This window comes from Corynebacterium guangdongense, assembly GCF_030408915.1.
GTDB classification, from domain to species: domain Bacteria; phylum Actinomycetota; class Actinomycetes; order Mycobacteriales; family Mycobacteriaceae; genus Corynebacterium; species Corynebacterium guangdongense.
Genome location: NZ_CP047654.1, coordinates 2068174 through 2090128 on the forward strand (window position 1 = coordinate 2068174; position 21955 = coordinate 2090128).

21 protein-coding genes and 1 tRNA gene are annotated in these 21955 nt (G+C 67.0%); 13 read left to right on the top strand and 9 right to left on the bottom strand.

Annotated features, from left to right (window positions below; all coding sequences use genetic code 11):
- Positions 1 to 9: 9 nt before the first annotated feature.
- The 3 genes from CGUA_RS09730 (at position 10) to CGUA_RS09740 (ending at position 2646) form a co-directional block, all read left to right on the top strand.
- Positions 10 to 1377: an MFS transporter gene (locus tag CGUA_RS09730; RefSeq protein ID WP_290195157.1), complete on the top strand. Its 1368-nt coding sequence runs from the start codon at positions 10 to 12 to the stop codon at positions 1375 to 1377.
- Between the two features lie 305 nt (positions 1378 to 1682).
- Positions 1683 to 1931 carry a hypothetical protein gene (locus tag CGUA_RS09735; RefSeq protein WP_290195160.1) on the top strand — a complete coding sequence of 83 codons (249 nt, stop codon included), beginning with the start codon at positions 1683 to 1685 and terminating at the stop codon, positions 1929 to 1931.
- Positions 1932 to 1938: 7 nt separating this feature from the next.
- Positions 1939 to 2646, top strand: a complete 708-nt coding sequence (locus tag CGUA_RS09740; RefSeq protein WP_290195162.1) for a DUF981 family protein — start codon at positions 1939 to 1941, stop codon at positions 2644 to 2646.
- Between the two features lie 87 nt (positions 2647 to 2733).
- Here CGUA_RS09740 and CGUA_RS09745 read toward each other — a convergent pair whose 3' ends face one another.
- Positions 2734 to 3810, bottom strand: coding sequence for a helix-turn-helix domain-containing protein (locus CGUA_RS09745; protein ID WP_290195163.1), 1077 nt, complete (start codon positions 3808 to 3810; stop codon positions 2734 to 2736).
- Positions 3811 to 4079: 269 nt separating this feature from the next.
- On the opposite strand from CGUA_RS09745, the gene CGUA_RS09750 reads away from it, so the two are divergent.
- The 8 genes from CGUA_RS09750 to CGUA_RS09785 all read left to right on the top strand — a co-directional run bounded on the left by CGUA_RS09750 (position 4080) and on the right by CGUA_RS09785 (position 12087).
- Entirely contained in the window at positions 4080 to 5039 is a 960-nt protein-coding gene (locus tag CGUA_RS09750; RefSeq protein ID WP_290195165.1) for an alpha/beta hydrolase, read from the top strand.
- Positions 5040 to 5048: 9 nt separating this feature from the next.
- Complete coding sequence (locus CGUA_RS09755) at positions 5049 to 6695, top strand: flavin-containing monooxygenase (protein ID WP_290195167.1); 1647 nt, start codon at positions 5049 to 5051, stop codon at positions 6693 to 6695.
- A 224-nt stretch (positions 6696 to 6919) separates the two neighbouring features.
- Positions 6920 to 8038: a DUF262 domain-containing protein gene (locus CGUA_RS09760; RefSeq protein ID WP_290195169.1), complete on the top strand. Its 1119-nt coding sequence runs from the start codon at positions 6920 to 6922 to the stop codon at positions 8036 to 8038.
- A 30-nt stretch (positions 8039 to 8068) separates the two neighbouring features.
- Positions 8069 to 8944, top strand: a complete 876-nt coding sequence (locus tag CGUA_RS09765) for a hypothetical protein (protein ID WP_290195171.1) — start codon at positions 8069 to 8071, stop codon at positions 8942 to 8944.
- Between the two features lie 98 nt (positions 8945 to 9042).
- Positions 9043 to 9115: transfer RNA gene (locus tag CGUA_RS09770), tRNA-Asn, on the top strand.
- A gap of 142 nt (positions 9116 to 9257) precedes the next feature.
- Entirely contained in the window at positions 9258 to 9761 is a 504-nt protein-coding gene (locus CGUA_RS09775) for a TspO/MBR family protein (protein ID WP_290195173.1), read from the top strand.
- A 196-nt stretch (positions 9762 to 9957) separates the two neighbouring features.
- A complete protein-coding gene (locus CGUA_RS09780; protein ID WP_290195175.1) occupies positions 9958 to 11460 on the top strand; it encodes an FAD-dependent oxidoreductase in 1503 nt (500 codons plus the stop codon).
- Positions 11461 to 11622: 162 nt separating this feature from the next.
- Positions 11623 to 12087, top strand: a complete 465-nt coding sequence (locus CGUA_RS09785) for a DUF2231 domain-containing protein (protein WP_290195177.1) — start codon at positions 11623 to 11625, stop codon at positions 12085 to 12087.
- A gap of 90 nt (positions 12088 to 12177) precedes the next feature.
- On the opposite strand, the gene wecB is transcribed toward CGUA_RS09785, so the two are convergent.
- From wecB to CGUA_RS09805, 4 genes are all read right to left on the bottom strand, one after another.
- Positions 12178 to 13392, bottom strand: a complete 1215-nt coding sequence (gene wecB / locus CGUA_RS09790; RefSeq protein ID WP_290195179.1) for a non-hydrolyzing UDP-N-acetylglucosamine 2-epimerase — start codon at positions 13390 to 13392, stop codon at positions 12178 to 12180.
- A gap of 141 nt (positions 13393 to 13533) precedes the next feature.
- Positions 13534 to 14418 (bottom strand): YwiC-like family protein, encoded by an 885-nt coding sequence (locus CGUA_RS09795; RefSeq protein ID WP_290195181.1) that lies wholly within the window; start codon positions 14416 to 14418, stop codon positions 13534 to 13536.
- Between the two features lie 119 nt (positions 14419 to 14537).
- The gene (locus tag CGUA_RS09800) at positions 14538 to 14729 is read right to left on the bottom strand and encodes a hypothetical protein (protein ID WP_290195183.1); all 192 of its coding nucleotides are present in this window, start codon (positions 14727 to 14729) and stop codon (positions 14538 to 14540) included.
- A 97-nt stretch (positions 14730 to 14826) separates the two neighbouring features.
- On the bottom strand, positions 14827 to 16149 hold the full coding sequence (locus tag CGUA_RS09805; RefSeq protein WP_290195186.1) for a glucose-6-phosphate dehydrogenase: 1323 nt from the start codon (positions 16147 to 16149) through the stop codon (positions 14827 to 14829).
- Between the two features lie 141 nt (positions 16150 to 16290).
- On the opposite strand from CGUA_RS09805, the gene CGUA_RS09810 reads away from it, so the two are divergent.
- Together CGUA_RS09810 and CGUA_RS09815 are read left to right on the top strand one after the other, a co-directional pair.
- A complete protein-coding gene (locus CGUA_RS09810) occupies positions 16291 to 18165 on the top strand; it encodes a glycoside hydrolase family 15 protein (protein ID WP_290195188.1) in 1875 nt (624 codons plus the stop codon).
- Between the two features lie 41 nt (positions 18166 to 18206).
- The gene (locus CGUA_RS09815) at positions 18207 to 18482 is read left to right on the top strand and encodes a hypothetical protein (RefSeq protein ID WP_290195190.1); all 276 of its coding nucleotides are present in this window, start codon (positions 18207 to 18209) and stop codon (positions 18480 to 18482) included.
- Here CGUA_RS09815 and CGUA_RS09820 read toward each other — a convergent pair.
- From CGUA_RS09820 to CGUA_RS09835, 4 genes are all read right to left on the bottom strand, one after another.
- On the bottom strand, positions 18479 to 19465 hold the full coding sequence (locus tag CGUA_RS09820; RefSeq protein ID WP_290195192.1) for an IS481 family transposase: 987 nt from the start codon (positions 19463 to 19465) through the stop codon (positions 18479 to 18481). The genes CGUA_RS09815 and CGUA_RS09820 overlap by 4 nt on opposite strands.
- A gap of 243 nt (positions 19466 to 19708) precedes the next feature.
- Complete coding sequence (locus CGUA_RS09825) at positions 19709 to 20335, bottom strand: DUF3618 domain-containing protein (RefSeq protein ID WP_290195194.1); 627 nt, start codon at positions 20333 to 20335, stop codon at positions 19709 to 19711.
- Positions 20332 to 20742 (bottom strand): phage holin family protein, encoded by a 411-nt coding sequence (locus CGUA_RS09830; protein ID WP_290195196.1) that lies wholly within the window; start codon positions 20740 to 20742, stop codon positions 20332 to 20334. The genes CGUA_RS09825 and CGUA_RS09830 overlap by 4 nt, the downstream gene beginning before the upstream one ends.
- Positions 20743 to 20807: 65 nt before the next feature.
- Entirely contained in the window at positions 20808 to 21566 is a 759-nt protein-coding gene (locus CGUA_RS09835) for a hypothetical protein (protein ID WP_290195198.1), read from the bottom strand.
- Between the last annotated feature and the right edge of the window lie 389 nt (positions 21567 to 21955).

The following is a 21955-nucleotide window of genomic DNA, read 5'->3' on the forward strand; positions in this document are numbered from 1 at the left end:
TTCACACCGATGACCACTGAAATTGCCTCTGGCCACCGTGTAACTGACACGCCGACTCCCCCGGCCCCGCACGGCGCCCCGGAGTCCGGCACCGTCACCAGCGAGCACCGGAAAGTCCTGGCTGGCGCGCTCGTCGGCACCACCATCGAGTGGTTCGACTTCTTCATCTACGCGCAGGCCGCGGGAATGATCTTCGCCGCCCAGTTCTTCAACCCGGCCACGAACTCCAGCCCCAACCTGGCCCTCATCATTTCCTGGGCGTCGCTGGGCATCAGCTTCCTCTTCCGGCCGCTCGGCGCCATCATCGCCGGCCACCTCGGTGACCGCCTGGGCCGCAAGCCCGTCCTCGTCCTCACCCTGGTCGGCATGGGCGGCGCCACCGCGCTCATCGGCCTCCTGCCGACCTACGCGACCATCGGCATCGCCGCCCCCATCCTGCTGGTGGCGCTGCGCATCCTCCAGGGCCTGTCCGCCGGTGGCGAGTGGGGCGGCGCCGCGCTGATCGCCGTCGAGCACGCACCGACCTCCCGCCGCGGCTTCTTCGGCGCCTTCCCGCAGGTCGGCGTCCCCGCCGGCATGCTGCTGGCCACGCTGTTCATGCTGGTGATGACCACCACCCTCACCCCGGCGCAGTTCGAGGCCTGGGGCTGGCGCGTCCCCTTCCTCTTCAGCATCGTCCTCATCGGCATCGGCTACCTCATCCGCCGCCTGGTCGAGGAGTCCCCCGTCTTCGCCGAGATGGAGCAGCTGAAGAAGAAGTCCTCCGCCCCGCTCTCCGAGCTCTTCCGCAACCACTGGCGCAAGGTCGTCATCGCCGCCGTCATCTTCGCCGGCGTCAACGCCGCCGGTTACCTGGCCATCGCCTACTTCCTGTCCTACGGCACCAAGGTCCTCGAGATGGACCGCACCCTGCTGCTCGGCCTGACCAGCCTCACCGCCGCCGCCTGGATCATCGCCACCCTCTTCTTCGGCGCCGTCTCCGACAAGCTCGGCCGCAAGCGCACCTTCGCCCTCGGCTACCTGGCCATGATCGCCTGGGCCATCCCGACCTGGCTGCTCATCGACACCGCCAACCCGCTCTGGTTCGGCCTCGCCGTCGTCGTCCTCGGCGTCCTGCTCGGCGTCACCTACGGCCCGCAGCCGGCCCTCTACGCCGAGATGTTCCCGGTCGAAATCCGCCTCTCCGGCGTCTCCATCTCCTACGCCATCGGCTCCATCATCGGCGGCGCCTTCGCCCCGATGATCGCCCAGATGCTGCTCGCCGAGACGGGCACCTCCCTGTCCATCGGCGTCTACATCGCCGTCATCTCCCTGCTCTCCCTGCTCGCCGTCCTGGCCGTTCCGGCCGGCATCCAGGGCCGCGACCTGAACAAGTAGCACCGCCCCCGGGCACCGACCCGACCCGGCCTCCACCATCGCGTGGGGGCCGGGTCTTGTTTTCCCCTCATGCATGGCGACCTGGGGACCTCGGCACAAGCGCCCGCGTCATCGCTCGGCCACCATATCCCGCCGAGAAACGCCGGGAGAAAAGAACGAAACATCCAGCTTACCAGGCGTTTTCCCCTTCCGTTCGCTAAGCGCACAAATGTTGACAAACCCCCAAAATAGTCCGATCATCATATTTGGGAGTTGCCTGTACGTCAGGTGAACACTCCCTCCGCAACTCGATAGGAAAGAGTTATATGAGTATTCAAGGAAATGCTGGCGCCACGCGCGCGGGCATCGACAGCGGGACCGCCCGATGGTCGTCCCTGCTGCCCAAAATCACTGCGGCACTCATCGTCGTCGGCCTCATCCTCGGCGCCATCGTGTTCTGGACCGTCGGGACCACCGCCGGCCAGGACGTCGGCGCGCTGATCTGGGTCGCCACCTTCGCCGGCGCCGTCGCCCTGATGTCCATCCGTCAGCTCATGCTGGCAGAGCGGGAGTGACGCCACCATGCTGATGCAAGGAATTACCTACAACACGATGATGGGCCTGGTCGTCGGCGTCATCATCCTCATGGTCCCGCTGTTCATGCGCTCCCTCGACGTCAACCCCGGACGCAGCGTGAGCGGTTTCGGCTGGGGATTCATCGCCGCCGGCGGCTTCCTGGCTTTCACCGGCATGCACATGACCCTGACCTGGCCGCTGGAGCAGATCGAGGGCGTCTTCTGCTGTGCCGTGGACAACGTCACCTTCGGTGAACCCGCCGCCATCTACGGCCTCCTCACCCTGATCGCCGGTTTCGCCATCCTGCGCGCGGAGGATCGTGCGGAACGCGGCCTCCGCGAGCTGGACATGGTCGCCACCCTGCGGCCCATCCTCTACATCGCCGCCGTCGCCGGTTTCGCCATCGTGCTCTTCGGCATCGCCGGCCTGCACTTCGGCCAGTGGCGCCCGCCCACCGTCGAACCGATCGCCCGCCTCCTGGCCGGGAACATGATCGAACCGCTCATGGTGTTCTCCATGTACGTGATCACCGGTGTCGCGGCCATCCTCTCGCCCTTCGCGCTGACGAACAGGACCGTGGCCAAGGTGTTCGGCGTCCTCGCCTGGATTGCCGGCATGGCCTGGATCTTCCTCGCCTTCACCCTGTTCTACAGCCACGTCGGATTCTTCCCGTGGCCCTTCAACAACCCCGAGGTGATGCACCCCGAGCTCTAGGCCCGACCTGCCGACGGCGCACCCCGGTTGACACACCGGGATGCGCCGACGGCCCTTTCCGCTCAGCGCAGCGGGCGCCGCCGAGCCCTATAAATTCCCCACCGCCACCCGGTAGAGAATCAGCCCGACCATCAGTCGGGTGCGCCCGTAGGGCACGGTCAGCGAGAAACCGAGGACGTTCTCCACGTCCCTGACCCGGTGCGCCACGGTGTTGTGGTGGAGATGGACCAGCTGCGCGGCCTGGCGGATCGAGTCGGTGGCCGCGACCGCCTCCATCACGGCCAGCGAATCCTCCGGGCCGTTCTCCGCCAGCTGCGTGATGCCCTGCACGTCGGCAAGCGCGGTGACGTCCGAGGCCGCCACCGATTCCGCCAGCACCCGGAGGACGCCGACGTTGGCGATGTCCACGATCACGGCGTCGAACAGCCGGTAAGGGCCCCTGTCGCGCCTGCTGGGCATGGAGAAACGCAGCGCGGTCAGCGCGGAGGCCCAGGAGGTGTGCAGGGACTGCGCCGGCACGGTTTCCCCGACGCCGACCGACATGCCGGTGGGCACGTCGATTTCCCGGTTCGGGACTCCCCGGACCACCACCGCCAGCAGCTCGCCGACCCTGGTCACCAGCACGGGCTCCGGGGAGGTGCGGGCGGCGAGGCCTTCGGCCGCCGCGCGGTCCTCGCCGGCCCCGGCCACGGCCAGGACCGTCACCGGCTCCTCGTCCCGGAGCGCGAGCGCCTCCCGGATGGCGTGGCGCTCCTCGGCCGTGACCACCGCGCTCAGCAGCCAGCGCAGTTTCTCGCCGTCGTCGGTCGAGGGCGCGGGTTCCTGGTGCAGCAGCATGCGGGTCGCGTGGACCAGGCGCTGGGTGACGAGCTTGCCCGCCCGCTCCGGCAGCGGCGGGTCGATGGTCACCGTGATGTTGGAGCTGGCGAGCCGGCCCGTGTGGGGCTCCCCCAGCCCCTTGGCGGGTGGTTCGGTGGGCAGGAAATGCACCACCCGACCGAACGCGTTGACCCGCACGCTGCGTTTGAGCCGCTCGACCACCCCGGCCACCAGCCCGTCCAGGCCGACGCGCTCCTCCACCAGCCGGTCGATCACCGTCGACAGGGAAAAGACGTCGTCCGCGAACTCAGCGTCGGCGGTGAACAGAGGTCGCCGTGACTCCATGAAAAGACCTCCAGCAGGACAAATGGCGTGTGACGACGATCCTAGGCGCTGCCGGGGCCGCAGTTGGCGATTTTCCCGAACCCGCCCCCACCGGTGGGTGCACCCTCCCCACCTGCGCCTTCGCCAGATGTCACAGACGGGCGGGAAAATGACCGCCACTTGCCCGATGACCGGCCCTCCCGTCCGGGGATACCGTGAGGACACCCCACCGGATATGACCTGCACCACATTCCCATGTCAGGTCATCGAAGATCACAGGAGAAGTTCTCATGGCGCTCGATCGACACTCACTCGACTTCCTCACCGCCGCAGCGGCGGCCGCTGGCCCGGACGCGACGCCGATGCACCTGCAGACCCCGGAGGAGGCCCGTGTCGCCGCTCTGGGCAGCATCGATCTCATCGGCCCCGGGCCCGAGGTCCACTCCGTCGAGGACGTCCAGCTGCGCTCCGCCGACGAGGCCGAGGAGTTCACCGTCCGCGTGCTCAAGCCCTCGGCGAACCCGGAGGGTGTGTTCCTCTACATCCACGGCGGCGGCTGGGTGGTCAGCGACATCGCCGCCTACGACGCGGTCGGGCGCCAGCTCGCCGTCGACACCGGCTACACCGTCGTCCTGGTCAACTACCGCAAGGCGCCGGAGGCGCCCTTCCCGGGGCCGGTCGATGACTGCTGGACCGCACTGAACTGGATTGAGGACAACCGCGCCGAGCTCGCGGCCGACGGCACCCCGCTGGTCGTCGGCGGCGACAGCGCCGGCGGCAACCTCACCGCAGCGCTGACCCTGCGCGCCCGCGACGCCGGCGGCCCGACCATCGACCTGCAGGTGCTGATCTACCCGGTCACCGACGCCGATTTCTCCCGCCCCAGCTACCTCGCCGCGGAGAACCAGACCCTGCTGACCACCGAGGCCATGCAGTGGTTCTGGGACCACTACATCCCGGAAGACCAGCGCGACCACCACGAGGCCGCCCCGCTGCGCGCCGAGTCCCTGGCCGGGCTTCCCGACGCCTACCTCGTCGTCGCCGAGCACGACGTCCTGCGCGACGAGGGCGAGGCCTACGGCCAGCGCCTGACCGAGGCCGGCGTCACGGTCGACTCCCACATGTACCCCGGCCAGATGCACGGGTTCATCTCCTTCTTCAACATCCTCCCGTCGGGCAACAAGCTGGTCGAGATGATCGCCGAGAAGGTCCGAACCCACGCCGCCGAGTACGCCACCGCAGGAAAGTAGGAGAACACCATGAGCACCCAGCACAACATTGACGTGGACGTTGTCGTCGTCGGCGCCGGTTTCGCCGGCATCTACGCCACCCACCTCCTGCGCACCAAGAACAACCTCACGGTCCAGGGCTTCGAGAAGGGCTCCGGAGTCGGCGGCACCTGGTTCTGGAACCGCTACCCCGGCGCGCGCTGCGACGCCGAGTCCATCGTCTACTCCTACGGCTTCGACGACGAGATCCAGCAGGAGTGGACCTGGTCCGAGCGCTGGGCCACCCAGCCGGAGATCCTCGAGTACGCCAACTTCGTCGCCGACAAGCTCGACATCCGCCAGTACTACCGATTCAACACCGAGGTCGCCTCCATCACCTGGGACGAGGAGACCGCCACCTGGACCACGACCACGGCCGACGGCGCGACCACCGTGTCCAAGTACGTCATCACCGCAGTCGGCTGCCTCTCGGCCTCCCAGGTCCCGAACTTCCCGGGCCTGGCCGACTACCGCGGCGAGGTCCACCACACCGGCGCCTGGCCGCACGAGGGCGTCGACTTCACCGGCAAGAAGGTCTGCGTCATCGGCACCGGCTCCTCCGCCATCCAGTCCATCCCCAAGATCGCCGAGCAGGCCGAGCACGTCACCGTCTTCCAGCGCACCGCCACCTTCACCGTGCCGGCGCGCAACCGCCCCCTCGGCGTCGACGAGATGGCGCTGGTCAAGGCCGCCTACCCGGCGCTGCGCGAGCACGCCAAGACCACCGTCGCCGGCGTCATCGTCAAGCAGCCCATCGGCAGCGCCCTCGAGCTTGACGACGCCACCGTCCGCGCCGAGCTCGACGCCCGCTGGGCCTCCGGCGGACCCTCCGTCATGAACGCCTTCACCGACACCATGACCGACATGGAGGCCAACCAGATCACCGCCGAGTACGTCCGCGAGCAGATCAGGGCCACCGTCAAGGACCCGGCCACCGCGGCGCTGCTCACCCCGGACGCCTACCCGATCGGCACCAAGCGCATCTGCGTCGACACCGACTACTACGAGACCTACAACCGCGACAACGTCGCGCTGGTCTCCGTCCGCGAGCACCCCATCGAGCGCATCGGCTCCCGTGGCCCGGTGGTCGACGGCGTCGAGCACGACTGCGACATCCTGGTCATGGCCACCGGCTTCGACGCCATCACCGGCCCCCTGCTGCGCCTCAACATCACCGGCAGGGAAGGTCTGCCGCTGTCGGAGGCATGGGCAGAGGGCGGCAAGTCCTACCTCGGCCTCAGTGTCGCCGGCTTCCCCAACATGTTCACCATCACCGGGCCGGGCAGCCCCTCGGTGCTGACCAACATGATCGTCTCCATCGAACAGCACGCAGAGTGGATCACCGACGCACTCCTGGCGTTGGAGGAGCAGGGCATCGACACCATCGAGGCGACTCCGGAAGCCCAGGAGGGGTGGGTCTCCTACGTCAACGAGGTCGCCAACACGACCCTCTACCCGCAGGCCGCCTCCTGGTACATGGGCGACAACATCCCCGGCAAGGCCCGTGTGTTCATGCCCTACGCCGGCGGCGCCCACACCTACCGGTCGATTTGTGAGGATGTTGCCGGTGCGGGATACCGCGGCTTCGCCCTCAGCTCGAGGGACCGTGCCCCGAAGGTACGGGTGCCGGTCGCCTAGGTGTTGTGGTGCCCGCGCCGCCAGCTCCGGGATCGGTTCCGGAGCTGGCGGCGTGGGGTTTTTCGACCATTCGTATTGTTTTTTCAGCCTCGCAACAATCTCCCTATGCCTCGAAGAGCTGATACCGCTACTCCTTAGAGGCACAATGCGTAGTGTCAAGAGATCATCAAATCAAGATGGATTCGTCGGCACGAGTTCCAAGCATTCAGCTACGATCATCCTTCATGTCTGATAAAAGCGAGACCGTCAACAAGATACTTAAGGAAATTGCCGTTCATGGAGCTTCCTTTGATAGCAAAACCTCGGATCTGAATCCAAAATCGGTAGCAGATTGGGTCGACGAAAATGTGATCGATCTCGGCCCCAATTTTCAACGCCGAGACCGCTGGGATGAGACTCGTCAATCCAGGTTAATCGAATCCGTTATTTTAGGTATCCCAATTCCTCCCGCTTACTTAAGCAGCGAACCGAATCAGCCGTACGGTGTAATTGACGGGAAACAAAGAATCACCGCAATTCACAAATTCATGAGTAATGAACTCGTATTGACTGACTTGGAGCTGATTCCATCATTGAATGGGCTGAAGTACGAAGATCTCCCGTTTGATGTGACCAGCCGCCTTCGAGTCGAACCTGCCATCCGTGCAGTGATCATTATTCCAAAGCCGTCTCAAGACGAAGAGTTAACATCTGACGGCGAAGCCAAGTACGAAGTCTTTCACCGGCTAAACACAGGAGGGATCCAATTGGAACCTCAGGAGATCCGGAACAACAACTACCGTGGCCCATTCAATGAGCTGCTAATTGAACTAGCTGAAGACAGTTATATGCAGAAACAGCTAAAGGTCCGGGAAACTGACGAAGCATATAAGAAGATGGACGACATAGAGTACGTGCTTCGCTTCTTCACCCTTGCCGAACGATGGAGTGTTGAATCAGGGTTCGGCCAATTGCGCAATGAGCTAGATGACTACATGCGCCAGCACCGCTTTGCTGATGATAGCGAGCTGCAAGCATTCAGAAAAAAATACTCTACAATGCGTGACCGGGCTGAAAGCCTTTTCGGAGAGTACGCATTTCGCAGATGGACTGCCTCTAACGGTATCTGGAGGGACCAGCAAAACATTGCTGTCTACGATGCAGAGAGCATCGCCCTTTCCGAACTTTCTGATACCAATTTCGAGGCACTTTCCGAGAAGAAGTCAGAGGTACTAAAAAAAGTAAAGCAACTTTTCACAAAGGATCAAGCTTTTTCCAAAGCTATACAAGGCTCAACGGGCTCTCTAACATCAATCCATACCCGAGTCAATGCCGTCAAAGATGTCTTCGAAGGGTGTCTTTGATGTCACCTCACGGCTTAGTGGATCTTATAAATGTCGAAATTTGAAGAAGAACTAGATTCTCTCGGCAAACATTTGAAAGCAACGTACTCCATTGCAACTTCTTCAACGGAGACGCCGCCATCATGGCTGCAGAACTCGCTTTCGGATGAAACTGCCGATCTACTTGCGTCCAAACTTCGCAATGGCATCTTCCTGTCAAATTTCACTGCTTTTGAAGCTTTCGTAAAGGCTGGTTGCGACGAGCTTCTTAGGAAAATTGACGATGCCAACTCCTCACATGACTCCATGTCGGAATCCCAAATATCTGAGGCGGTACACAGACTAAGCGACGCCATCAAAAGCATCCCTAAATGGCTTTCTAGAAATGAACGAGAGCGGGAAGTTTATCAACTAAGCAAAATCCTTAACGAGGGATTCGAAACTCGAGTTTTTAAGCTTCCCAGTTCAGTCTATTTCCTTGGAAGCAACGTCACCTTCACAAATTTGAAAGATTTCGCAACCTCCGTGAAGAGAATCTCGCCGATCAAACCCCCACTGAAAGGCTTGCAGCTAGGAGATGTCACTTCCGCAACACTCCGGCTGATCACCCCCTATCGGCTGGCGCCGACTACCAAACGAGATCAGTTCGAACGATGCATGGATGAATTAGGCGCAATTCGGAACAAGGTCGCACATGACGCCGACTTTTCGCTTCAAATCTCAGATCTCTTAACGCAAACAAGACTCTTGGAAGCTGTCGCGAAAGCGTGGCACGTTTGGATTTCATTTGAAATCTGGAGGCTACAGCTGGATATGGAAAACTCAATCTTCTCTACGACTATCGAATTCGAAGGCAATAACCTGCGCCTAAGTCTCGACTATTCCAGGGGAAGCTCAGAACGAATGAGCATCGAGCATGTCGCCTGACCAGCTGATTTGTAACTTTCCATGCCCTTGCCTAAAGTTATGTCTCGTTGCAGAGAGCAACGGCCACAAGCCGAGGCGAACAGCAGCGAACAACTTAATCCCCTATAGCTCAGTTGGCAGAGCATTCGACTGTTAATCGAAAGGTCACTGGTTCGAGCCCAGTTGGGGGAGCAGATCACAGAACGGCCACCGGTTCACTCCGGTGGCCGTTCTGATTTCCAGCCGCAGACCCCGCCAGTCCTGGAAAGCACAGGCGGTCCACCGAACCGTCATCTCCCGAAACCGCCCCGCCCCGCTCACGTAGCCTTGATTCATGACGAATCTGAAGACGCAAAGACCGTATCTGAACAAGATTCTCGCGGGAACCAGCGCAGCGGTCCTCGTCTGCGCCACCGTCGGGTCGATCCTGACCAAGCCGGACAGCCCCAGCTACCGGGCTCTGAAGAAGCCGACCTGGCAGCCCCCGGCACCGGTCTTCCCCGTCGCCTGGACCGCCCTCTACGCGGACATCGCGGTGGTCAACGGCCTGGTCCTCACCGATCTGGTCGCCGAGAAGCGCAACCGCGAGGCACGCTCCCTGGCCACCGCCCTCGGCGTCAACCTGGCGCTCAACGCCGGGTGGTCCGGGGTGTTCTTCCGCGCCAACCGTTTCTGGCTGTCGGCCGTGTGGGCGGGGGTGCTCGCCGGTAGCTCTTGGGATCTGGTCCGACGCGCGGCGGCGTCCTCCCCCGCCCGAGGAGCCGCCCTGGCCCCGTACGGGCTGTGGACGACTTTCGCCACCGCCCTGTCGACCCGCATCGCCCAGCTCAACAGATAGGGCGTCCCCGCGGGACTTCGTCGTCGCCAAGCCCCGCACCGGGGCCAGCGGACAAAACTGACCGGAGCCAGACTCCAAGTGTGACCTACGGCACCATCGGCGGGGCCGGACTATGCTCGGGCCCATAACCCATCTCCGCCACGGAACCGGTCGAGCGCCGTTGTCGCCGGTCGAGCCACTGAAGGAGCCGATCCCCATGAGCCCTCTCATTTCCGGCAATTCCTACTGGATGGAGTCCGTCCCCGGCACTCCCCTACCCGCGCTCTCCGGCGACGCACACGCACACGTGTGCGTCATCGGCGGCGGCATCACGGGACTGCTCTGCGCCTATGAGCTGGCGGAGGCCGGTCAGGACGTGGTCCTGGTCGAAGGAGAGCGCCTGGCCTCCGTGGTCACCGGGTACACGACGGCGAAGCTGACCTCCCAGCACTCCCTGCGCTACGCCGCGTTGAAGGAGGAGCGGGGGCGCGAGGCCGCGGAAACCTACGGCCGGGTCAACGAAGCCGCCCTCACAAGGATCCGGCAGATCGCCGCCGAGCTGGGCGTCGACGGGGCCGTCGAGACCCGCCACGCCTACGTCTACGGCACCTCCGCGGAGACGCTGGAGCCGATCAGGAAGGAGGCCGAGGTCGCCCGCGAGCTCGGGTTGCCGGCCTCCTTCACCACCTCGGTGCCGCTGCCCTTCGACACGGTCGGGGCGGTGCGCTTCACCGGCCAGGCCCAGATCCATCCCCGCAGCCTGCTGCTGCCGCTGGCCCACGTGCTCATCGAGCGCGGGGTGAAGATCTTCGAGTCCACCCAGGTCACGGCACTGGAGCACGATGAGCACTGGACGGTGACCACCGAGGGCGGGACCGTGCGGGCCGAGCACGTGGTGCTGGCCACGGGCACCCCGATCGCCGGGGTCGGCGACGAGCTGTGGGAGCGGCTCTACTGCCATCAGGGCTACGCCGTGGCGATGCCGCTGAGCGGCGAGCGCCCGGACGGGGTGCTCATCTCCCATGACCGGCCGATGCGCTCCATCCGGACGATTCTCGACGGGGATCGCCGGCTGCTCCAGGTCGGCGGCGGTGCCTTCGTCCACGACTCGAACTCCGGGGCCACCCCCTTCGACGACCTCGAGGAGTGGGCGCGCGAGCACTTCGATGTCGGCCCGGCCGAGTACCGGTGGAGCACCCAGGACAACTCGACCACCGACCGGGTGCCGATGATCGGGGCACTCGAGCAGCCGAACCTCTACATCGCCACCGGTTTCGGCGGCTGGGGCCTGACCACCGCCGGGGTGGCCGCCGCCCTCATCCGGGACCTCGTCACCGGCGCAGCCGGCGATCCGGCCCGCGACCGGCTCTTCGACCCGACCCGGCCGCTGCCCGCCGCCGACGCCGCCCTGATCTCCGCGCGCACCAGCAGCGGCACCGACGAGGATCCCGGCGGGATCGTGGCCGCACTGCAGCCCGGCGAGGCGGCGGTGGTCCGCCACGCCGGGCGCCAGGTCGGCGTCCACCGCGCCGCCGACGGTGCGCTGCAGGCGGTCTCGGCGGTCTGCACCCACGCCGGCGGCGTAATCCTGTGGGACCGGGAGGACGGCCAGTGGCACTGCCCCTGCCACGGTTCGCGCTTCGCCCCGGATGGGGCGGTGACGCGCGGCCCGGCCCGGGAGGCGCTGCCTGAGATGGGCGAGTTTCTCGACGCCAACTGACGGGGATGGCCACGCCGGGCCTCCCCTGCTGCGAGTTGCCTGTGGAGGAGCCACCAGTTCGGCACAACTCCCACGGGGACCGCCCTGACCTGCAATTTCGGGGTGGCAGGCCAGGCTAACCACCGTTGCGCCCCCGGCATCTGCAGGAGTTAAGTTTCCGTCATGTTCTCCACCGTCGCCGGCCTTCCGGCCCACCCACTCTTCGTCCACGGCGCCGTCGTCCTGGGCCCGCTCGCCGCTGTTCTCCTCATCGCCTGGGCGCTGCTCCCCCGCGCCAACCGCCACCTCTTCTGGCCCTCCCTGGTCGCCGCCGTCGCGGCGGTGCCGGCCACGCTCGTCGCCAAGGCCTCCGGGGAGGCGCTGCTGGAGGCCGAAGGCTTCAGCGAGGACAACCCCGGCCGCTTCGCCGAGCACGTGCAGTACGCCGACATGCTCACCGTGGCGGTCATCGGCGCCGCGGTCCTGGCCCTCGGCTACGCGTTCGTGGTCCACCGCGGCATCGCAAACCCGGGCGTCCGGTGGCTGCTGCGCATCCTCCTGGTCCTGGCGGCCGTGGCGGTGCTGGTGACGGCGGCGCTGACCGGTCACGAGGGCGCCAGCCTGGTCTGGGCCGGGTCCGGGTCTTGACCCCGGCCACATAAACCCGCCGCCCCGCACCCGGGGCAGTCTCCGGGTGCGGGGCGGCGGGCGTCGACAAGCGGGCCAGGCAGCAGGCGCCTACACCTTGGCCTCGGCCAGCTGCTCCGACAGGCGCGGTTCATCCGCGCCCGGGTCTGCCGGACGCGCCTGCGGCTCAAAGTCCGGCAACCGCTCACCCACACCCAGCATCGCCGCGATCGCCGCGACCACCCGCTGGGCGGCCTGACCGTCACCATAGGGGTTGACGGCCTGCGCCATCGCGTCGTAGGCGACCTTGCTGTCCAGCAGCAGCTGGGTCTCCATGACGATCCGGTTCTTGTCCGTGCCGATGAGCTTGACCGTCCCGGCCACCACCGCCTCCGGGCGCTCGGTGTTCTCCCGCATCACCAGCACCGGCTTGCCCAACGAGGGAGCCTCCTCCTGCACCCCGCCGGAATCGGTGAGCACCAGCGCCGAGCGCGCCATCAGCTTGGTGAACTGGTCATAGGGCAGCGGGTCGGTGATGACCACGTTGTCCAGCTGGTCGACCTTGGGCAGCACCACGTCGCGCACCCTCGGGTTCAGGTGCAGCGGCAGCACGAAGATCACCTCGGGGTTGGCGCACGCCAGCTCCTGGACCGCGCCACCGATCTCGGTCATCGCGTCCAGGTTCTCCCGGCGGTGCGTGGTCACCGTGACGATGCGCTGATCCCCCGCGGCCGCCTCGGCCAGGGCCGGATCACAGAATTCGGTGTCCCACTCGGCGGCCTGCAGCAGCGAGTCGATGACGGTGTTGCCGGTGACGACGATGCCGCTGGAGCGGAAGTTCTCCCGACGAAGGTTCTCGCGCGACTCCTCCGTCGGGGCCAGGTGCAGCTGCGCGATCTGGCTGATGATGCGCCGGTTGGCCTCCTCCGGGAACGGGGAGTTGATGTTGCCGGTGCGCAGACCCGCCTCGACGTGGACGACCTTGACCTCCCGGTAGAACCCGGCCAGGGCGGCGACCATCGCGGTGGTGGTGTCGCCCTGGGAGATGATGACGTCGGGGCGCTCGGCGAGGATGACCTCGTCGAGGCCGGCGATGGCGCGTGAGACCAGTTCGTTGAGGGACTGGCCCGGCTTCATCAGGCCCAGGTCATGCGCCGGGGTGATCTCGAACATGGTGCTGACCTGGTCGAGCATCTCCTTGTGCTGGCCGGTGGACACGGCGATCGACTCGAAACGACCGTCGGCCTCGATGGCCTTGACCACCGGGGCCATCTTGATGGCCTCGGGACGGGTGCCGGCGATGGACATGATTTTCGGCTTACTCACGCGAAGAACTCCTAGTGCTGAACCGCGGTCGTGCCCGGGCATGGCCGACCGCCGGTCCTGGGGAATGTTTGAGACTATGTTTACCGCATCCTGGCAGATGCGTCAGAACTCATTCAATCACCCACATGCCCCCGATGCATGTTAAGTCAACGCCAGCACCACCGTCGCGGCCGCCAGGAGCAGCAGCGGGATCTCCGCCAGGCCGATCTGCCGGGCCGTCCACCCGCGCCCGCGGCGCGCGGAGAGCGGGAACCACACCGACCGGGCCAGCGCCAGCGCCAGCACCGCGGCCATGAGCAGCCCCGCCCACGACCGCCCCGGCGCGGCCAGGACCGGCACGCCCAGCCCCAGCACCGCCACGAGGTGGTAGAGCACCGAGCCCACCAGAAAGCCCGTATTGCCGCGTTCCCGGATCATGGTCTTGACGAAGGGGATGGTGCCGGTGAAGTACAGGGCCAGGAACACCCCCGACACGGCGACCGGCCCGGTCCAGGTCAGCGGCCACCCGCCGACGTCGGCGAGCACCGGCAGCAGCAGCGCGGAGGCCAGCGTCGTGGAGGTGCCGGAGACCAGGGACCGTGGTCGGCGCCGGTGGGTCTCCCACACCGCCACGGCCACCAGCGGCAGGTATGGCAGGGCCCAGACCGCGGTCGCCGGACGCAGGAGGAGCACCCCGACCAGGGCGGCGGCGCAGAGCGCGCCGTACACGCCGACCGGGGGCAGGTAATCCCGGCGCCGCCGGGCGGTGCGGGCGCGGGCGACCAGCCCAAAGGCGAAGAAGGCGGCGTAGCCGGTGAACCAGGCGAACACGATCAGGCCCACGGTGAGCAGGTCACCGACGCTGCGCTGCCCCGGCGCGGTGCGCGCCCACCCCAGGGCGGCGGCCAGCACGCCGAGCACGGCCGGGGTGATGAGCATGGCCCAGGCCCCGTGCTGGTTGGGGATCCAGGGCGAGATCCCCTTGCGCCGGCCACTGGGCCGGGGCCGGGTGGCGGGTGAGCGATCCTGGGGAATCGTGGTTGCCATGGCGCGCGGGAGCCTCCTGGAGAATCAAGGATTGCGATGATGCGCCTCCAACCCTAACCCAGGCATCATCCGAAAGTTTGATATCGCGCTCCGGTGGGTGCGACCTCACTCCCGCCGATTCACTCCGGCCGCCCCGTTTCTGCGGACTCGACGGCCGCGGATTCGACGGCGCCGCGCTCCCCCGAGGAGAGATCCGCCTCGACGCCGGCCGCGATCACCGCCGTGGCCAGGGCGCTGCGGGCGAGGGCGCCCGAGGCGCGGCTGGACAGGGAGCGCCCCCGCCGGTGCGCGCCGGAACGACTGCCGCCCATCCCCCGCACCTCCCACCGTCACCCGCCGGACAATTCCTCCTGACAAGAAACTTAAACCCCCGGCGCGTTCTAGGCGAGCGTTCAGAGCAAATAGATGTCAGTCAGCGAAGAAGGACTCCGGGCCGTGGGAGCCGGCGGGGTACTCCACCATCGCGATCCGGCCGGAGTCGAAGGCGTCGATGACCGGCTGCAGCACCGACCAGGCCAGCGCCGGGGCGCCGGCGGGCACCTCGAGGGAGTCGTCGCCTTCGACCAGCGCGCGCACCACGCGGGCGTAGGGCGTCAGGCGGGACGGCGAGAGCTCCCCGCTCAGGCGGGTCTGGCGCAGCTGCTCCCGGTCCGAGTGATCGGCGACGTTGAGGTCGACGTGCAGCTCGTCGCCGAAGGGCACGACCAGGCGGGTCGTCGGCGCTTCCGGATCCTGCTCGGTGGGCCGGTAGGTCACGGTGATCGCGGCGAGGGGGTCGCCGATGGCCTTGCCGGAGCGCAGCGTGACGGGAACGCCGCGCCAGCGCTCGGTGTCGACGTGGAGGCGGACCTGGGCCAGCGTCTCGGTGTCGCGGGCCGGGTCGACGCCCTCCTCGTCGACGTAGGCGGGCAGCTCCTCCCCCGCCACGGTCCCGGCGGTGTAGCGCGCCCGGTGGGAGTGCTCCACGTCGGCGTTCATCGCCGCCAGGATGGAGGTGATCGTGTCCTGGCCCGGGCCGGCGGCCAGGATGCTGGCGGCGGTGAGGATGAGGTGGGACTGCAGCATGTCCTCCAGCGCCCCGGTGGCGTCGTAGAACTCGGCGCGGCCCTCCAGGCCGAGGGATTCGTCGTGGACGACCTCGATCGACTCGACCGCCTCGGCGGACCAGCCTGCCTGGAAGATGCGGTTGGCGTCGAGGACGCCGACGAGGTTGAGGGTGGCGGACTCCGCCAGGAAGTGGTCGACGCGGAAGAGGTTCTTCTCCTCCACCACCCGCAGCAGCTTCTCCTCCAGTTCGGCGGCGGAGGCGGCGTCGGTGCCGAAGGGCTTCTCCATCGCCAGGACGGTGCCCTCGGGGAGGTCGACCTCGCGCAGGGTCTGCACCGACTCCTCCGTGACCGTCGGGGCCAGCGCGTAGTAGAGGATGAGCGGCCCACCGTCGGCGCCGGCCTTCGCCACTGCCCGGGACATGTCCTCGGCGCTGGTGGCGTCGGCGGTGATCCACGTGGCGGCGTCGGCAAGCGCGGTCACCACCGACTCGTCGAGTCCCCCGACGTCGCTGTCCCGCACCGCGTCACGGACGTAGCCCGGGTAGTCCTCGACCTCGCTGCGACCGGAACCCACGATGCGGATCTCCGCGTCGGGGACCTGGCTGAGGTAGTCGGCGATGCCCGGGATGAGCAGGCGGCCGGCGAGATCGGACTGGCCGCCGAGAATGAGGAAAGTCGTCATGACCCACACGCTAGCGAGCCGTTTCCGGCGACGCGCGGGCCGGGACTTTTCCCTACGCTGGACGGGACCGCCGACCAGGGCCGCCGGCCGGGACCGGCGAGCGCAGACTTCGAGGCAGACTTCACCACCAGGAGACCGACCGTGACCGATCCGACGCACCTTTCCGCCCCCGCCACCCCGAAGGGCTCGGCGGGCACGTGGCTCGAGGACTACGCGCTGGTCTCGGACACGCACACCGGGGCGCTGGTCTCGCGGGAGGGCTCCATCGACTGGCTGTGCCTGCCGCGCTTCGACTCCCCCGCGATGTTCGCCAAGCTGCTCGGCGACGACTCCCACGGCCACTGGACCATCAGCGTCGACGGGGGCGAGGTCACCGAGCACGGCTACATCCGCCACTCCATGGTGCTGCGCACGCTGTGGACCTCCCCGACCGGCACGGCCGAGGTCATCGACTTCATGCCCACCGACAAGGAGGTCAGCCAGACCGGCCACGGCCATCCCCGCCACCGCCACGACCTCATGCGCCAGGTCCGCTGCCTCGAGGGCCACGTCGACGTGGACGTGGCCCTGCGCCTGCGCTTCGACTACGGCGACGCCACCCCCTTCTTCACCTACTCCCACAACGGCTTCGTCCCCGTCATCCGCGCCGTCTCCGGGCCGGACGCCGTGCACGTCGCCGGCCCCGCCCTGACGATGCAGCCCGACGGCGCCTGCCACGCCGGCCGGTTGACGCTGCGGGAGGGCGAGCAGGCCACCTGGGTCCTGACCTGGTTCCTGTCCTACGCCGACGCCCCGGCGACCCCGGACTACTCCAGCGCGCTCGACGATGCCCTCGAGTTCTGGGACGAGTGGGCCATCCGCCCGCAGATCAACGGCCCCTACGAGCACGCCGTGCGCCGCTCGCTGGTCGTGCTGCGAGCGCTGACCGACTCCACCACCGGCGGCATCGTCGCCGCGCCCACCACCTCGCTGCCCGAGGAATTCGGCGGCGAACGTAACTGGGACTACCGCTACGTCTGGCTGCGCGACTCCGCCCTGAGCATCGAGACGCTTGTCGACGTCGGCTTCGTCGACCGCGCCAAGGAGTGGCGGGCGTGGCTGCTGCGCGCCATCGCCGGCGACGTCAACCGCCTGCGCATCATGTACGGCCTCGGCGGCGAACGCCACCTCCCGGAATTCGAGCTGGCCCATCTGCCCGGCTACGAGAACTCCATCCCGGTGCGCATCGGCAACGGCGCCGCCGACCAGTACCAGGCCGACGTCGTCGGCGAGGTGATGATCGCCCTCGACACCCTCCGCGACGCCGGCCTGGACGAGGACGAGCACTCGTGGAACCTCCAGCGCGGCATGCTCGCCTTCCAGTCCGAGCGTTTCCACGACAAGGACCACGGCATCTGGGAGATGCGCGGCGCACCGAGGCACTTCACCCACGGCCGCGCCATGATGTGGGCCGCCTTCGACCGCGGCATCCACGCCGTCGAGGAGCACGGCCTCGAGGCCGGGGAGGCCGAACTGGCGCGGTGGCGCACGCACCGCGAGCAGCTGCGCCGCGAGATCATGACCTGCGGCTGGAACGAGGACATCCGCTCCTTCACCCAGTCCTACGAGAGCACCGAAGTCGACGCCTCACTCCTCCAGCTCGCCCAGATCGGCTTCCTCCCCTACGACCACCCGAGGATGCTCGCCACCGTCGCTCGAATCGAGACCGAGCTCATCGACGACCACGGCTTCCTCCACCGCTACCGCACCACCGGCGCCGACGGCCTGTCCGGCAACGAGTACCCCTTCCTCCTGTGCTCCTTCTGGCTGGTCCAGCAGTACGCCTACTCCGGCCGCCTCGACGACGCCCGCACCGAGATGGACCGCCTCCTGTCCGTGCGCTCCGACACCGGCCTGCTCGCCGAGGAGTACTCCACCGAGCACCGGCGCCTGGCCGGCAACTACCCGCAGGCCTTCAGCCACCTCGGACTGGTACGTGCCGCACAGGCAATCGAGGACGCGCAACGGGTACGCTAGATCGCCGTACACCCCATGCCCCTTCCGAAAGGCTGACGCACATGTTCCGCATCATGATCGGTGCCGCCGCAGGCTACGTCCTCGGCACCCGCGCCGGCCGTAAGCGCTTCTACCAGATCAAGGACGGCTACGAGGCCGTCATCAACTCACCCGTGACCAGGAACGCCATCAGCTCGACGCGCAAGGCCATCGCCAACCGCCTCGACCCGGATCCGCGAATGCGCGAAGTCAAGAACCTCCGGAAGACCTCGCGGGTGGAGGGCCAGGACATCCTGGAACCGGACAACCTGGACGAGGATCCGCGCGACCGGCGCTAGGTGTACTGATCGGGGAGGTTGGTTAACCGTGTGATCGGTGGCTTGCCTCCCACCGCGGAATGGGCTCGGTGATGATTGTAGTGGTGGATCCAGCCCGGTAGGGCAGCTCGACGGGCAGCCTCCGAGTCATAACAAGTCGCGTAGGCCCACCCGTCCGCCAACGTCCGATGGAAGCGCTCGATCTTGCCGTTGGTCTGCGGCCGGTACGGCCGGGTCCGTTTCGGTGCCACTCCAAGATCAGCGCAGGTCCGTGCCCACAGATGTGATCGATAGGCCGACCCGTTGTCGCTGAGCACCCGGCTGACCGTCACCCCACGCCATCCAAACCAGGCCACCGCACGTTCCAGCACCCCCACCGCGGTCAGGGCCGTCTCATCGCCATGGATCTCCGCGTAGGCCACCCGGGAGTGATCATCGATGACGGTGTGGACGAAGCAGTGCCCCAGCTTCGGGTTGTGGTGCTGATTTCGGGGTTTACCCGGTGTGGCGGCCCGGTTCTTCTTGCCTTGGGCGCGCCCGACGAAGCGCCAGCCCCCGCCGTCGGGGATCTGGCCGAACTTGGTGACGTCGACGTGGATGAGATCGCCGGGGTGGGGGTACTCGTAGCGGCGGACGGGTTCACCGCTGTCGCGGTCCAGGCAGGACAGCCGGTTGAGGCGCCCGGCTGCCAGGATGCGGTGCACCGTTGAGGAGGAGACACCGCACATCAGCGACAGTTGGACCGGTCCGATCCGTTTGCGCAGGCGCAGCGACACGATGCGTTTGGCCACGGCCTTCGGGGTTGTGGTGGGGCTGGTGGCCGGGCGGGAGGAGCGGTCCTGCATGGACTGGCCGCCCCGGTAGCGCTCGGCCCAGCGTTTGACGGTCGGCCAGGAGCACTGGAACCTCGCGGCGACTTCGGCGATGGGCCAGCCGTCGTCGACGACGAGTTGGGCGACCTTGAGACGGTGTTTCGGGGTCAGTGCTGCGTTAGGGTGGACCACAGGAGACCTTTCGTGTGGGTGGTTTGGATTAAGGCACTTTCCATTCCACACGAGAGGTCTTCGCTACGTCAGTAGTTCACACTGATTCGACCAACCTGTCCGATCAGTACAGCTAGGTCAACCACGGCGCCGAACCGCGGCGCGGGCCCGGTTTCCGCGCAACCCCTCCTGCCGTAGCCGCCGGGCACGGCGAAACCGCCCGGTGACCGGATCGGTCACCGGGCGGCTGACGGGAAACAGAGATCAGGAGTCGCGGGCGGTGTCCTGAACCCGCCGGGCCGCCTCACGGGAATCGTCCCGCAGCGCCTCGGCCCGGTGCTGCCCCTCATCCTTCACGTGCTGGGCGCCGGTGGCGGCGGAGTCCTTGACGGAGGCCACAGCCTCCTGCGCCTGCGGCTGGAGGGTCTCCCCCATCTCCTGGGCCACGGACTTCGCCTCCTCCACCAGCGGCTCGGCCTTCTCCTTCACCGTGGCGGCGACGTCCTGCTCGGCGCGGGTGGCGGGCATCAGCGAACCGACCAGCCACCCCGCGCCCAGGGCGATCAGCCCGGCCGCGAGGGGATTGCCCCGGGTGCGGCGCTTGACCTGCCCGGGCACGTCCCTGACGGTCTGGGAGGCCTGCTCCGTCATCTCCCCGGCACGGTCCCGGGCCTGCTGCATCGTGCCCTGGCCGCCGTGGTGCCCGTGGTCGTCGTCGGGGCTGCCCATCACGGACTCCCGCAGGTCGGTCCACCTGCCGCGAATCTTGTCGGTCTGGCGCTCCATCGCCTTGTTGGGGTCCACCTTCTCGGCCAGCGCGTCGACGTCCCGGCCGAGCTCGCTGCGGGTGCGTTCGATGTCGGCGCGGATGTCATCAGGGTTGTTGCTCATGGTGTCTCCTTGTTGGGATTCAGGGTCGGGGGAATCTCCTGGACGGTTTCCCGGGTCTGGGGCAGACCCTTCATGTCGTTGAGGCGGTTCTTTCCGATCACAGCGAGTGCGGCGGCGATGACGGCCCAGATCACGGCCACGATCAGCGCCGACCAGCCCCAGTGCATCAGGCTGCCGAGCGCCCACATCAGGGCCAGGGAAAGGAACAGCAGCACGAACAGCCCCGCGACGCCGGCGCCGGCGAGCATGCCTGCCCCGGTGCCGGCCTTCTTCGCCGAGTCGGTGGCCTCCACCTTCGCCAGCTGAATCTCCTGGCGTACCAGGGTGGAGAGGTTCTCGGTGAAGCTGGAGAACATGCTGCCCAGCGACTCATTGCGCGCGCGGATCTCCGCCTCAGTGTCGGGCACGCGGCTGGAGCCGACGGCGGAATCACCCCCCGCGGTACTTCCGGCCCGATCGTCGAAGGGGGCGCTCATCGCTGTTCCCCCCAGTCGGCGGCGTCGTCACGGTAGCCGCCGGGGCGCTGCCCGGTGCCGTCCGAGGGGAGCCCGCCCAGCGAATCACCGATGGGGGTGTCCGAGTACCCGACGGGCGGCGTGCCGGGCATGTGCCCCGGGTAACCGCCGAGGCCGGTCTCGGGGACCTCGCCCACCGGAGTGTGGGGCGGCGTCACGGGCGGAGGGGTGATGGTCGGCTGGGGCGCCCCCGTCGGCGCGGCGACGGCCCCGGCACTCGGCTTCGTCTGCTCGCCGTCGGCGAGACCGCGCGTGAGACGGCCGGCGACCAGGCCCACGCCGGCTGCGATGGCCAGGAAGGTGCCGGGGCGGCGGGCGGCGAAGCGGCGGACGTCGTCGAGCAGTTCGGCGGGCTGCTTGGTGTCCAGCTCGGTGGTGAACTTCTCGGCGCGCTCCGCGAGCATGGCCACGATCTGACCGACCATCGGCGACTCGGGACGCTCTCCCCGGGCCAGCCGGTGCAGATCGTCGGTGACGGTGCGGGATTGTTCGGCGAGCCGTTTCTGCTGGGTCTCGGCCTGGGAGTAGAACTCGTCCTGGGCGGAGGAGGCGAGGGTACGGAACTGATCGGTGGCCTCCGCGGTGACCTGCCGGACCTCCTCGCGGGCGGTGGCGGCCACGTCCTGGGCCGCCCCCTGAGCCTTGTCCTTGACCTGGGCGGCTTCCTGCCGGGCGGCGTCCTGAGTGGAGCCAGTGTGATCCGGGGTGGGTGTCATTGGAACGTCCTTCCGGTTCTGCGCCTGGCCGTGTTCGGCCAGAGGGTTGGGATGTCGGATACTGAGATATTCTTCCATCAATGTCAGAGCATTCCTAGGAACCTCTGGACCCAACGATGCCACAATCCCCGGCGCCCCGTCCGCATTCCGGGACCCACCGCCCCACTCCCCGCCAGACGGAAAGCCGTCGCCCTACCGAACGTTCCCCCTGGTAGAGCAGGTTTCCCGAACCGTCCGAAGGTCGTCAGGGAGTCTTCTGCCGGGCGGTTGACACGCAACTCCCCCGGACCTGAAAGCCGGTCCACAGCCGCAGAAATATTTTCTCAGCCTAACGCCAGTAATTTGTTTGTTTGCGTGCAGCAAACACCGCCGCGGGAGGAGAACACCCC